We start from the raw sequence: 12,538 nt of genomic DNA, 5'->3' as shown, positions 1-12,538 counted from the left end.
TTCGCAGTTAGAAAGCCCACCAATAGACAGCAAACACACATGTGCTGTTCCAGACCATTTCAACAAATCGAGGCCAAATCAAACAAAATCAATAGCAGTACCCACAGGGAATATCAGCGGGTGAATTAACGAGATATTAGTGTGAAATATATTTCCAGTCAATCTCTGCGGACACTCGAGTGCACCCCTGAAAGAATACAATCCAGAGACAAATCGGGGGTAATTGGAGGTCGGTCTGTCAATTTCAATGATCGTCCTCGTGGTGGTATCCATTCAAGAGAGCACCCGGTTCAGGAAATCGAGGCCATCTCGAGAGAATCCTAGTACTCACTGAAAGTCCAACACACCAGATCAGCAGATGGATGCGCGGCTCTCACTTCATTCCGAGCTGCGCCAGAGCGAACGGGCGTAGCGCGCTCGTGAGCAGGATCAGCAGTCAGTGTGTGAACCACATAGGTGATAGCACTCTCTAGTAGCTGAAATACCGCCTTGAGTCGTATAGACGAGAGAGACAGCAGACCAGACTGAGTCACGGAGATGCTTTCGCTCGAGGTTCATTCCCACCCGGTAAGCAACTTAGTAGCGCAGGAAATGCCACAGCACTCGAACCGGTCACACAGCCTACTACCTCACGATCGGGCTCTGTAGTGGCTCTCGAGCGGATGAAGACGGCTGCGGTGCGTACTGCGGAAGTGTATATTGCGGACATCATATGGGCAAGCCAACGTCGCTGGAGTGGAAACCCGTGGCTTTCGTCCGGGTAGACGATACTGGTTTTGCGGGACCATCTGACGGCCTCGAGTGCAGTTGGGTTTGGATACAGATCTAAGTCAGAAACGTCCGGTCATGGAATCAAGACAGCACATTCACGTGTTGGCCACCACCACCGCCGTCTCCGCTGCTTTCGATCGGGGGCTCGAGCATCGCGGGAGCCAGCGCAATTGCGGTGAGTGCATCGACTACTATGAGCAATCGAAGGTGTAGCGTGTTTCGCGACACGAGAAGCAAGTGGCCAGTGTACTCGAATCCAATGGCAAAGCCGAGGTGAGAGCAAGACCTATCCGAAACCATTGGTTCATGGTAGCATTCCAATTTCAGAGTTGACTGCTCGAAACCCACCTAATGAATCGTATGGTGCTATATCTAAAACTCGTCTCTTGCAAACGGCGAAGACCGGTGCTCGAGAAAAGAGTTACTCAACGCCGATTAGAACCGTCACTGTTGGCTGTGTACACACCACGTGGCCAGAGGCCACGCAATCCCATCGCAACAGCCTCGAGAAGGGGAAACGCAGTTAGTGGGTTGCCGTGCGGACGTCCTTGACGTGATAGAGGTCCTCTTGAAGGCCGTCTCCATCACACTCGTCGTTCGGACACGCATAGTGCCACCCATCCTGTGTGGCATCGCCTTCGCGGAATCGGTCACCACAAACCTGGCAGAACAGTTGTCCTTTCTGGCAGGTGTCGCGGTGTAATTCAAGTGCAAGTTCGGTCTGGAACGACTGATTGCAGTTGCGACAGGTGTGCATATTTCGTCTGACGCTACCGGCCCCCAAAACTGCTTGGTTTCGTTTATTCCGTTCTGTACCGTGCTAATACGGACTCTGTGTGTCGATTTGGGCTCGAGTGTCTGGAAAGAAAGACTAGTCAGTATGTGATGTAACTGTACTCCGAGTACTCAGTAGTGTGCCAAATACTCGCTTGCAAACGGCCTGAAACAAGAATGTGAGATCAATTACGACCGCAGACTGACTGGGCGTTAGTCGTCCTGTCCGAGAATGCCCCGCTGAGCCATTTTTCGGGGATCAAGCACCTCATCAGCCTCGTCTTCGTCGAGATAGCCCTTCTCGAGGACGACTTCACGAACCGTTTTGCCCTCCTTGAGTGCCGTTTTGGCGACCTCGCTGGCTTTGTCGTAGCCGATATGGACGTTCAACGAGGTGGCCATCGCCATCGACTGTTCGACCTGATTCGCACAGAATTCTTCATTGGCCTCGAGCGGGTCGACGAAGCGCTCTGCGAAAACCTGACTCGAGTTCGAGATGAGTTCGGCCGACTCGAGGAAGTTGTGCGCGAGGACGGGTTTGTAGAGGTTGAGGTCGATCTGGCCCTCAGCTGCTCCCGCTGAAACGGCGGCGTCGTTGCCGACGACCTGCTTGTGGACCTGATTGACGGCTTCGGCAACGACGGGGTTGATCTTGCCGGGCATGATCGAGGAGCCGGGCTGGTTCTCGGGCTGTTCGATCTCGCCGAGGCCGTTGCGTGGGCCGGACGCCAAGAGCCGAAGATCGTTTGCGATCTTGTTCAGCGACCCGGCGATGACACGGAGCGCGCCGTGGGCTTCAGACATTGCGTCGTGGGCAGCTTGAGCCTCGAAGTGGTTGTCGGCCTCACGGAACTGGACGCCCGTCTCTTTCGTAATGTACTCGGCGGCGCGGCCGGGGAACTCCTCGTGGGTGTTCAGGCCCGTGCCAGTCGCAGTGCCACCGAGAGCGAGTTCGGCGAGGTGCTCGCGAACCTTATCGACGCGCGAAAGCCCCTTCTCGACCTGCGTGCGGTAACCGCCGAACTCCTGGCCGAGGGTGACTGGCGTTGCATCCTGCAGGTGCGTCCGACCTGTTTTGACGACGTCGTCGAACTCGTCTTCTTTCGCCTCGAGCGCTTCTCGAAGCGTATCGAGTGCTGGAATGACGTCTTTTTCGACGGCCTCGAGCGAGGCAACGTGCATCGCGGTTGGGATGACGTCGTTGCTCGACTGGCCGTAGTTGACGTGGTCGTTCGGATGGACAACGCGGTCACCGATTTCCGCGCCCATGATCTCGGCGGCGCGGTTGGCGATGACCTCGTTTGCGTTCATGTTCGACGAGGTGCCGGAGCCGGTCTGGAACACGTCGACGGGGAACTGATCGTCGTGTTCGCCCGCGATGACCTCGTCTGCGGCCTCGATGATCGCCTCGGCGACATCGTCCTCGACGAGCTCGAGGTCGCGATTGGCCTGTGCGGCGGCCTTCTTGACGACACCGAGCGCGCGGATGAATCGCCGGCTGAACGAGATTCCCGAAATGGGGAAGTTCTGGATGGCGCGCTGGGTCTGTGCGCCCCAGTAGGCGTCTTTCGGTACCTGCATCTCACCGAGGCTGTCCTCCTCGAGTCGGTAATCGTCATCTCCCATACGCGCAGAGACTCGGTGGGTCAGGTAAAAGGCACCGAAACCGTCGACAGTTGGAATAGGACGAGCGCTTAGGTAAAGTCGACGGAGAGGCCGAGTTCGTCGCTTTCGGCTCGCTCGCGTAGGGCAGATTGCAGGCGTTTTCGACTCGTCCGGTGGATATCGCGGGCATCCTCGAGATCGATATCATAGATCGTCGTCGAGGACCAGACGAACGACTGGGAACTGGCGGTGTCGACGACGAGCGACGCGAGGCCGAGTCGGCGCTGGAAGATCGACCGGCGCGTGTTGACAGTCTGGACGCGGTAGTACGGAACCACGGTCGTTCGGCGTCGCCAGAAGCCGCTGCGGACGACGAGGTGGTCCTCGCCGACGAAGTAGCCGATGTTGACGTACCGAAGGTGAGCGGCTGGCGGGACGGCGACGAACACGACAGCGGCGAAATACCACTGTTCGAACGCCGTGACAGTAGCGAGTCCAAATGCGACCGCGACGATTACTGCGGCGACGAGCGAGTAGCGAACCAGATACCGTCGTCGTGCAACTGGCGGCGGGCTACTGAATTTCGGCGTCTCGACGCCAGTCAGATTTTCAGTGAAGCGGTAGACACGCCCGCGCTGGGCCAGCGGAACGGCGGACTGACTGCCACCGTTGCTGTCCGGACCGTAGCCAGCCGTTTCGACCCACAGGCCGGCGTACTCGATCAGGCGCTGTATCGGGTTGTCGGTGACTGTAACCGACTGGACTTTTTCGGATGGAATCGAACCGCTGTAGCGCTGGAGCAAGCCACGTTCGTAGACGAAGTCCTCACCAACGCGCCCGAGTTCGAAGTCGTAGTACGTCGCGAAGGTGTAGGCAACGCTGAGGACATACGTGATCAGGACACTGATCGCACCCGAGATGATCGTCAAAATGCCGTAGCTTCCGGTGTTGCCAGCTTCGAGATCCGTCGGCCCGCCGAAGGGCTGTGCGAGGGTGACGAACAGGTTGAGCACGGTTTCGGTTGCAAAGAAGAAAATGAACAACAGCCCGGCAGCGGCGGCGGGTCGGAACGACGTAAAGGAGTACAACAAGAGTTCTTTCGCCTCGAGGTCGAACAGTCCCTGTCGGCGCTGGCTCGGGTGGGGTGCTGTCGGCTCGTCAGGAGCACCAGAGTCCGTCCCGCGCATGTGTGGCGGTCGGACTGGGCCGATTTCGTCGGGACCCAAGCCGGGTGCGGCGTCGTCACGCTGTGACGCTGACTCGGCATCCGTTTCTGGCTCGACCTCCCGTTGTGCTGGGTCGTCAGCGTCGACGGGATCAGCATCGGTGCGTTCACTGTCGACAAGAGCCTGGGAGTCAGCAGCGGCCGCGTCTCGACGGCGTTGCTGACGGCGTTCTTTTACCTCAGCGGTGCGCTGGCGGATTTCTGATTGAAGGCGATTCGCTTCCGCCTCGCTGACGAAGTACAGCGTCGCTTCGCTCTGGCCGCCACCGGCTGTTTCAATCGAAACGATTGCGAGACTGAGCAGGCGCTGAATCACGCCCTGGCGAATATCGACGTTCTGAATCCGCCCGTATGGGATTTCTCGGTCGCGGCGGGCGAATACACCGGATGCCACGTCGACGGTATCATCGGTGACCTCGTAGCCAAAGCGGTAGTAGTACGCGATGCCGTAGGCGATTCCGACGACAAATCCGAACGGCGCGGCAACGACCGTCCAGCCACCGCTGATCGGCTCAAAGACCGCCGCAAGGCCGATAACGGCGACCATCGGAATCCAGAGCCAGATAAACGCATACTGCAGGGCGTACATGACCGCGCTGAGTGGGTGCAGTCGATTCATGTTAGACAGCGTCGTCAGCCTCGCTCTCGACGGCCAGTTCGCGAAGCGTATCTTGTAGTTCTCGAGCACGGTCCGGCGTCAGCCCCGGAATCCGAACATCTGCGTTTCGCGAGCCTGCCGTGTAGACGACGACACTCGAGAGGCCAAGCACGCGCTCAATTGGGCCGAACTGGGTGTCAACGTGCTGGACGCGAACGAACGGGACTGCGGTCTCGATGAACGTGATGACACCGCGCTCGAGGTAGAGTGCGTCCCCTTGCAGTTCAAAGCGCCAGATTTGGTAGAGACGAACGGCGTGGGCGATGCCCGCGATGAGGACGAGACCGGCGAGCCCGCCGATAGCGGCTGTCGGGATATCGACGAAGAACTGGTCGGCGGCTGCGAGGGCGACACCGAGAACGACTGCCATGATGACACCCTGGGCGATCCAGAGGAAGCGAATTCGCGGGTGAAGCGACTCCATACTGCTATCGTATCAGGAGAGAAGGAAAAACCTGCGGGTCCGATTCAGGACGTGGGACCGCTCGGTCAGTGACGTGGCTACTCGAGGTCGTCGTACTCCTCGGGGGTGTACGTCGACAACTCGAGGGCGTGGATGTCGGTCGTCATGTGATCGCCGAGGGCGTCGTAGACCTGCTGATGCTGTTGGACCAGCGGGACGCCGTCGAACGCGGGCGAGACGACCGTCGCTGCGAGATGATCCTCGTCATGTTCATCGCGTGCGTGCGTGACAGTCGCGTCGGCATCCTCGAGATTCGACTCGATGAGTTCTGCGACGGCTTCGGGCTTCATATGCGTGCTATTGCACGCCTCGAGGCAAAAGCGCCGCGGTCCGTGATGGACACGGCTGCGATGACAGTGGAGAACGCCAGAACCGCGAGCGTCAGAAGGGCGTATCCGGCGGTACGTCAGGCCCCGACCCCTGCGTGGCCATGCCATCGAAGCCGGTGCTGACGGTGACGTGATCAATTTCATCGATTTCTGCCGGGAGTCGCCGCTGGATTGCCTGGGTAGTCATCGGACTCACGCCACACCCGCTGCAGGCACCGGTGAGGTTGATCCCAACATGGCGCTCCTCGAGGTCGACCTCCGTGATGGTCGATTCGCCGCCGTGGCCTTCGATCTGTGGAAAGTTCCGCTGGAGGAACAGGGAGACGGCCGTTCGAACATCATCCTCGAGAGACGCGTCCGACTCGGAGTTGCTCATACGCGTTGTTGTGGTCGAAGGAATTTATATCGTCTGCTGTAGCGAGTTGTCGGCCCGGTCGCAGTTGGGTCTCGTCGAGTCGGAGTTGACCGCCGGTTGCAGAGAGCGGCGACTTTATGTCATCACGGGACGCGCACCCCGATATGTCACTGGCAGCCGAGACACGCCGTGTCGCCGATCAACACCCGTTTCTTGTGGCCGCGCTCCGGGCGGGCATTGTCAACTACACGGCTGCAGCACGCTTTCTCGAGGTCGACGGCGAGACGGATGCGGTTGCGACCGCGCTACGCCGGTACGCCGAGGAACTGCCGGCGTACGAACGCGAGGAGCGAGACGTTCGCGTCCAGATGGAAAGCGGTATTGGGCCAACAGACGCCAATGCCGACACGCTCGTTTCGGTTGGCGCCACCGGATTCGGCTCGAACGGCGGCGATCAAACAGCTATCTTTGCGACCGGTGCGGTCGATGGGGCAGCACTGGCTGCAGTACTTCAGGCACTCACGCTCGAGGATATCGACCCAACTGCAGCGGCCGTCGGCGACGGCACACTTCTCGTCGTCGTTGATCGACTCGAGGGGGCGAACGCGCTTCGCGAGGTCGAAAACGCACTCGAGGGTGTCCCGACACTCTGAGACTGGCTCGTGGACGTCAGTATCGTCGTCCACTGACGTACCACAGTGCGACCGAGCAACAGAGACCAGCACACAGTAGTATCACGAGCAATCCAAATCCGGCCGTGAGTCCGAACTGGGCAAACGTGAGTCCGACGATGACGGCACCGAGTCCGCCACCCAGATAACAGAGCGATCGGAGGGCGCCGATCATTGCTCCGGTATGCGTTGTCGAACACTCCCTGGCCTGGACGTTGATGATCCGATCACGTGCTGGAAGAATACTATTGAGGCCAAGACTGAAGACCGCAAGGACGACGAGGAGTTGGCCGACGGTTGAGGACAGCGCGAAGACGACAAGCATGCTGGCGGCGGCCGCGAACCCGACACAGAGGATGGGAACTGCACCGACACGGTCTCGCAGTACACCACCGAGTATCGCACCGACAGCGCCGGCACCGAATACGCCACCCGCATAGAGTGTTCCCAGTGTCAATGTCAGCGACGTAGTTTCAACAAGATACCATGGCAGAATAGCGATGAGTGCGTTCGTCGTCGTAGAAAACGCGATCCCAAACCCAACCAGCAGTCCCGTCTCGGTGCGTCGGAGAAGATCGCGGAATACCGTCCCCGCCTGCCGGAACGTCGGTATCGCCACCAGATCCGAATCAACTCGAGCCGGGAGCGAACGAGTCGTCAAGAGAATCCCGAGAAGTGGTAGTGGAGCGAGAGCAAGGACGAGTGGCATCGTGTAGAGATCGTACGTCTCGAGCAGGAGTGCAACAGTAACGGGACCGACGACGTAGCTGAACGGTTCTGCAGCTGTGAGCAATCCGAGTGCTTTCCCTTCGTATTCGTCGGGGACATGCGACGAGATGGCAACCTGACTCACGGCACGGAAGCTTCCGATTCCGGTCCCAACGAGCAACAGCGCAGCGAAGACGTGGAAATAGTTTGTGGCGACAGCGAGTGAGCTGAGTGCGAGACTGGCGATCCCAGCACCACCGATCAGCACCGTCCGCACACCGACGCGGTCCGCGAGGCTGCCAGCAGGAAATTGGCTGACCGCGTATCCGATGAACAGCGCACCAAACAGAACGCTCACTTCCGTATAGTTCACGCTCGTCTCGGCAAGCACGTCTGGCAGTGCGACGGAAAACGTAACACGATAGACGCTGAGAACGAACCACGTCGCTGCAAGCAGTGCCGTAATTACGATGGGTGGGCTGATGAGAGAGAACCCACCAGTTGGCGACGATGAAGCGTCAGTCATCACTACATGTCAATTCGTCTTTTATTTATCAACCTTTATATTAGAAGAAGTACTCGAGGTGGGCGACGCCGACCGGACTAGTTCGGACTCAGGGTATCGACCGTCCGATCAGAACGTCTCGAAATCGTTGTAGCGCCTCAGCTATTATGGTGGCAAAGCATCCAACGCTTTAACTTTCAGCCGGCAGTACGAGCGACTAATGACCCTACACGTGACGAACACGTTGACGGGCGAGACAGAGCCGTTCGAGCCACAGGACCCCGAGAACGTACTGCTTTACTACTGTGGCCTGACGGTCTCGGATCCGCCCCATCTGGGCCACGCGCGGTCGTGGGTCCACGTCGACGTCATGCACCGCTGGCTCGAGTACCTCGGCTACGACGTGCGTCACGTCGAGAACTTTACTGATATCAACGAGAAAATTGTCGCCCGCGTGGGCGAGGATGATCTCGGCGACGACGAAGCCACTGTTGCTGAGACCTACATCGAGCGCACGCTCGCGGATATGCGCTCGCTGAACCTGCTGCGCGCAGAGGTCTACCCGCGCGTCTCCGAGCACGTCCCGGAAATCATCGACCTCGTCGAGACCTTAGTCGAGCGGGGCTACGCATACGAATCCAACGGCTCGGTCTACTTCGACGTGGCCGCCTTCGAGGAGTACGGCAAACTCTCGAATCAGGATCTCGAGGAGATCGAATCCCAAGGCGACCCCGAGGAACGCTCCGAAAAGCGCAATCCCGCAGATTTCGCGCTCTGGAAGGCCGGCGGCGTCGACGAAGGAGCAGTCGCCGAACACCGCCACGAGGGCGCTGCCGACCCAGGACACGCCTGCGAAACCTCGCTGACGTGGGACTCGCCGTGGGGTGAAGGCCGTCCCGGCTGGCACATCGAGTGCTCGGCGATGAGCATGACCCACCTCGGCGAAACCCTCGACATCCACGTCGGCGGCCGCGACCTCGTCTTCCCACACCACGAAAACGAGATCGCCCAGTCCGAAGCCGCAACCGATCAGGCGTTCGCGAACTACTGGCTCCACTGCGAACTGTTCCAGATGGCCGACGAGAAGATGTCCTCGAGTCTGGGCAACTTCGTCACCGTCGATGAAGCCATCGACCAGTGGGGGACGAACGTGATGCGAACCTTCCTCACCGCCGGCTCGTACAACAGCCAGCAACTCTACTCGGATGAGACCATCGCCGAAGCCGAAGAGCGTTGGGACCAACTCGAGCGTGCGTATGAGTCGGCCGTCGACGCAGTCGACTCCACCGACGCGCGGACAAAAGTCGAAGAAGGCGACCTCCGGGCAGCCGTCAAGGACGCCCGCGAGTCGTTCGTCGCGGCGATGAACGACGACTTCAACACGCGCGAAGCGCAGTCTGCGCTGCTGTCGATTGCTTCCGCGATCAACGCTCATCTCGAGGACCGCACAGAGTATGACTACCGTGGCCTCTGTGACGCCGTCGACACGCTCGAGGAACTGGGGGATGTTCTCGGACTCTCCTTTATCGGTGAGACGGACGGCAGCGCCGAGTTGGCCGGCGACGTGGTCGATCTCGTGCTCGACGTTCGCGAGCAAGAACGGGCCGACGGCAACTACGAGCGAGCAGACGAACTTCGTGACGAACTCGAGGCGCTTGGCATCGAAGTCCAAGATACGGATGATGGGGCGGCATATCGGCTACCATCCGAGTAACTGCTTCAGTGCCACGGTATGAGAAGCGACGGAGAACGTGTCAGTCAGCGAAGGGAGGCACGACACTTATCCCGCGGTTCGTGGACGCTCGAGTATGGATCGACGGCGGTTCGTCGCAGCGGCCGCGGTCGGTGGGATAACGGCAACCGCTGGTTGTCTCGGCAGCGTTGAGGAATATATCACAGACCTCACGACAGTCAACGCGTCGCCAGCAGTCGTCTCGCAGACCGCAGTCGACGACGCCGGCTACGAGTATCACGGCACACAGGAGGTCATCGAAACGGAGACAGTCGCCAGACAATCAGTCGATGCGGTCAACTACATCAGCCAGTACACACGAACGATCACGACGCCCTTCGGCGTGCTCGATGGGGAAACCGAAGCCGGCGTCTTCGCTGCGATCACCACACCGCAGGTCAGACTCCTCGGCGAGGATTTCAACCCAGTCAGCGACATGACGACAGCCGAAATCGCCGAACACGTCCAGAATCAGTACGCCGAACTCGAGGTTGGTGATGAACTCGAGGAGCGAGCAGTCGCTATCCTCGAGCGCGAGAGTACGGTCGATACATTCGATGGCGAGGCGACGCTGCATGGGTACGAAGGTGTCGCGGTGTACATCGACATCGCACGCCTCGAGTACGGTAGCGATCATCTCGTGCTCGTCGGCGTCTATCCCGATGCTGGCACGCTCGACCGCGAATCCGAAGCCGAGCGCATCGATATCCTGCTCGAGGGTCTCGAGCACGGCGACGATGTCGAAGCAGATATTCTCGAGGCGGACACCGACTCAAACGCAGATACAGACTAGCCGCTGGCACTCAGTTCACTCTTGTATGTCGACTCGGCGATCCACGTCGCGTCGCACGCCGGGGTCACCGGTTTCGACGAGCGCGCCCTCCCGCTCGAGAATGGCGCGACCACCGATATCTCCCTCGAGTGCGGCGAGAGCGGAAAAATACTGCCGATCGAACAGCACGGGATTGCCTCGCTCGCTGTTGTTCGCGGCTGCGAGTGCGTCTCCGGCACCCGCGCGATAGGCATCGACTAATGCCGTGATGGAGGCGGGATCGACGAACGGCATATCGCCGAGTGCAATCATGACGGCGTCGGCTTGTTCTGGAATCGCCTCGAGGCCGCACCGAACCGAGGTCGACTGGCCGTCTCCGTACGCAGGGTTCGTCACGGTCTCGAGGTCGAGGCCGGCGAGTGCATCGCCGACAGCGTCCGCGTCGTGGCCGAGGACAGCGACGACCGGTTCAACCGGAGCGGCCTCGAGCGTGCGTCCCGCGTGCCGAACGATTGGTGTGCCGTCGACGGGGACGAGGAGTTTATTCGCGCCGTCGAATCGCGAACTGGTCCCTGCGGCGAGGAGGATAGCAGCAACAACCGGCGGCTCTGTGTCCGCCGGTTGGGTGGCCAGCGAGTCATCACCGCCGCCAGTTTCAGCGGGAACCATGGGTGGTGATTGCCCCGGACGCATAAAATGGTCGTCGCTCATACCGAGACCCGAAAGCGATAGGACGCGGCAAGCGGAAACACCGGTATGACCGAGTTCGACCGGACCGAAGCCGGCCGGTCCGTCCACGAGGCGCTCCGAGATGGAGTGGCTGGCGACCGCGAGGCGGTCGTTGCAACGGTGGTCGGCGTCGAGGGCAACGCCTACCGCCGCCCCGGTGCGAAAATGGTCGTCGAACGCGATGGCACCGCCGTCGGCCAACTCACCGCTGGCTGCCTCGAGGACGAACTCGCCGAACTCGCTGACGCCGTCCTCGAGGCCGACGAACCTCGTCTCGAGACGTACGATCTCACTGCGGACGACGATGTCTGGGGGCTCGGCGTCGGCTGTAACGGAATCGTCGACGTCCTCGTCGAACCACTTGCAGCATCTATCGAGCCGTTGGCGGCCGCCCTCGAGGAGAGAGCACCAATCGGCATTGTGACCGTTCTCGAAGGGGAAACGAACGGACACGAACTCTCGCCTGGCACCAGATTGTACTCCCGCAACGGACGTGTGACAGCGGTCGATGACGCCTCAGTACCAGCGTGGCTCATCGACGCCGTCCGCGAACCGGCAACACGGTGTGTCGCGAACGAGGCCACCGAGACGGTTACGCTCGAGGCCGACGCGAGTGAGATGGACGAAGCGGACGGGGAGGGCTCTGATGAGGGTGGTGACGGGGATGCAGCGGGCGAGACGGACAACATGGACAAGGCGACGGTATTCATCGAGGGCGTACAGCCCCCGCCGCGGCTGGTCGTGCTCGGAAGCGGCCACGATGTCGGCCCCGTCGTCGAGTTAGGCGCACAGAACGGCTTCCGTGTCGAGGTCATTGGCTTTCGCGGAGCTATCGACCTCGAGTCGCGATTTCCGACGGCAGACGAGCACGTCTCGACGGCTCCAGCGGCCGTTGCAGCGGCGATCGCACCCGACGAACGCACCTACGCGGTCGTGATGACCCACAATTTCGTCGACGATCGACTTGCACTCGAGGCACTACTCGAGTCGGATGCGCCCTACATTGGGATGATGGGGCCCAGAGAACGCTTTACGGAGTTGCTCGAGGCGATGAACGCGGATGGAGAGACGGTATCGGAGCTGGATCTCGAGCGAGTGTACGCGCCGATCGGGGTCGACCTCGGTGCGGGGTCTCCCTATGGGATTGCGACGAGCATCATCAGCGAGGTGCTGGCGGTTCACAACGATCGCGAGCCAGAACATCTCACAGATCGCGAGGGTCCGATTCACGAGCGCTGAAC

The 12,538-nt window shown here is 60.2% G+C and carries 13 protein-coding genes; 4 read left to right on the top strand and 9 right to left on the bottom strand.

The annotated features are described in order from the left end of the window. Positions 1 to 852 precede the first annotated feature (852 nt). From G6M89_RS17965 to G6M89_RS17935, 7 genes are all read right to left on the bottom strand, one after another. Positions 853 to 1,071, bottom strand: a complete 219-nt coding sequence (locus G6M89_RS17965; protein WP_165163285.1) for a hypothetical protein — start codon at positions 1,069 to 1,071, stop codon at positions 853 to 855. A gap of 223 nt (positions 1,072 to 1,294) precedes the next feature. Continuing rightward, positions 1,295 to 1,528: an HVO_2901 family zinc finger protein gene (locus G6M89_RS17960; protein WP_165163284.1), complete on the bottom strand. Its 234-nt coding sequence runs from the start codon at positions 1,526 to 1,528 to the stop codon at positions 1,295 to 1,297. Between the two features lie 230 nt (positions 1,529 to 1,758). Next, the gene (locus tag G6M89_RS17955; protein ID WP_165163283.1) at positions 1,759 to 3,171 is read right to left on the bottom strand and encodes an aspartate ammonia-lyase; all 1,413 of its coding nucleotides are present in this window, start codon (positions 3,169 to 3,171) and stop codon (positions 1,759 to 1,761) included. 68 nt (positions 3,172 to 3,239) lie between these two features. Then, the gene (locus G6M89_RS17950) at positions 3,240 to 4,994 is read right to left on the bottom strand and encodes a PH domain-containing protein (protein ID WP_165163282.1); all 1,755 of its coding nucleotides are present in this window, start codon (positions 4,992 to 4,994) and stop codon (positions 3,240 to 3,242) included. A gap of 1 nt (position 4,995) precedes the next feature. Then, a complete protein-coding gene (locus G6M89_RS17945; protein ID WP_165163281.1) occupies positions 4,996 to 5,457 on the bottom strand; it encodes a PH domain-containing protein in 462 nt (153 codons plus the stop codon). A gap of 77 nt (positions 5,458 to 5,534) precedes the next feature. Continuing rightward, positions 5,535 to 5,786, bottom strand: a complete 252-nt coding sequence (locus G6M89_RS17940; protein WP_165163280.1) for a BolA family protein — start codon at positions 5,784 to 5,786, stop codon at positions 5,535 to 5,537. A gap of 91 nt (positions 5,787 to 5,877) precedes the next feature. Beyond that, entirely contained in the window at positions 5,878 to 6,201 is a 324-nt protein-coding gene (locus tag G6M89_RS17935; RefSeq protein ID WP_165163279.1) for a NifU family protein, read from the bottom strand. 143 nt (positions 6,202 to 6,344) lie between these two features. Here G6M89_RS17935 and G6M89_RS17930 point away from each other — a divergent pair, with 143 nt between their 5' ends. Beyond that, positions 6,345 to 6,833, top strand: coding sequence for a hypothetical protein (locus G6M89_RS17930; protein ID WP_165163278.1), 489 nt, complete (start codon positions 6,345 to 6,347; stop codon positions 6,831 to 6,833). Between the two features lie 16 nt (positions 6,834 to 6,849). On the opposite strand, the gene G6M89_RS17925 is transcribed toward G6M89_RS17930, so the two are convergent. Then, positions 6,850 to 8,085, bottom strand: a complete 1,236-nt coding sequence (locus G6M89_RS17925; protein WP_165163277.1) for an MFS transporter — start codon at positions 8,083 to 8,085, stop codon at positions 6,850 to 6,852. A 199-nt stretch (positions 8,086 to 8,284) separates the two neighbouring features. Between G6M89_RS17925 and cysS the strand changes: the two genes are divergently transcribed. Continuing rightward, a complete protein-coding gene (gene cysS, locus G6M89_RS17920; RefSeq protein ID WP_165163276.1) occupies positions 8,285 to 9,778 on the top strand; it encodes a cysteine--tRNA ligase in 1,494 nt (497 codons plus the stop codon). Between the two features lie 94 nt (positions 9,779 to 9,872). Then, positions 9,873 to 10,589 (top strand): DUF6517 family protein, encoded by a 717-nt coding sequence (locus G6M89_RS17915; RefSeq protein WP_165163275.1) that lies wholly within the window; start codon positions 9,873 to 9,875, stop codon positions 10,587 to 10,589. Positions 10,590 to 10,604: 15 nt separating this feature from the next. Here G6M89_RS17915 and G6M89_RS17910 read toward each other — a convergent pair whose 3' ends face one another. Then, positions 10,605 to 11,237: an NTP transferase domain-containing protein gene (locus G6M89_RS17910; RefSeq protein ID WP_165163274.1), complete on the bottom strand. Its 633-nt coding sequence runs from the start codon at positions 11,235 to 11,237 to the stop codon at positions 10,605 to 10,607. 87 nt (positions 11,238 to 11,324) lie between these two features. On the opposite strand from G6M89_RS17910, the gene G6M89_RS17905 reads away from it, so the two are divergent. After that, positions 11,325 to 12,536, top strand: a complete 1,212-nt coding sequence (locus G6M89_RS17905; RefSeq protein WP_165163273.1) for an XdhC family protein — start codon at positions 11,325 to 11,327, stop codon at positions 12,534 to 12,536. Positions 12,537 to 12,538 lie beyond the last annotated feature (2 nt).

This window comes from Natronolimnobius sp. AArcel1, assembly GCF_011043775.1.
Classification (GTDB): domain Archaea; phylum Halobacteriota; class Halobacteria; order Halobacteriales; family Natrialbaceae; genus Natronolimnobius.
The sequence above is the reverse complement of the archived record's forward strand: the minus strand, read 5'-3'. Positions and strand labels throughout refer to the sequence as shown.